Below are 634 nucleotides of genomic sequence, written 5' to 3'. Positions count from 1 at the left end.
TTACATTAACCTCTCGCCCAGCTGCGCAAGAAGAAGCGTGGAGTGCATATTCGGAAGGGCGTGATATGCAGGTCAAATTGCAGCCTGCTGCCCATCCCATTGGTACCACGGTTGAAGTGCTGGATTTGTTTTTCAATACTCCTGCACGCCGTAAGGTTCTGCGTACCGAAAAAACGGAATTTGCTCACATTGACGAGCTGTTAAAACGCATTGCACTGAGCCGCTTTGATGTCTCGATCAACGTTCGTCATAACGGCAAAGTGATCCGCCAGTACCGTGCGGCTAAGAATCAACTGCAAACCGAAAAGCGTATAGCGGCGGTGTGTGGTAATGCATTTGTGCGTAATATGCTTCGTATTGAGCTTGAGCATCAAGGTCTCAAGTTACATGGTTGGATCACCACCCCGGATGGGGCTCGTCAGCAAAGCGATTTGCAGTATTGTTACGTGAATGGCCGCATGATGCGGGACAAACTGATCAATCATGCGATTCGTCAAAGTTACGAAATGAGCTTAAAGCCGGATCAATTTGCCGCTTATGTGTTGTTCATCGAGCTAGACCCGCATCAGGTGGACGTGAACGTTCATCCAGCGAAGCATGAAGTGCGTTTCCACCAAGCAAGATTGGTACATGA

Annotated in this window: 1 protein-coding gene; it reads left to right on the top strand. The window is 48.7% G+C overall.

Annotated features, from left to right (window positions below; all coding sequences use genetic code 11):
- The coding region (gene mutL / locus R8N47_RS23850) for a DNA mismatch repair endonuclease MutL (protein WP_318185930.1) at nt 1-634 on the top strand (634 nt) is incomplete at both ends.

The sequence above is a fragment of the Vibrio sp. 2132-1 genome (genome assembly GCF_033344315.1).
Note: the sequence above shows the minus strand (reverse complement) of the source record. Positions and strands in the feature narration are given on the sequence as shown.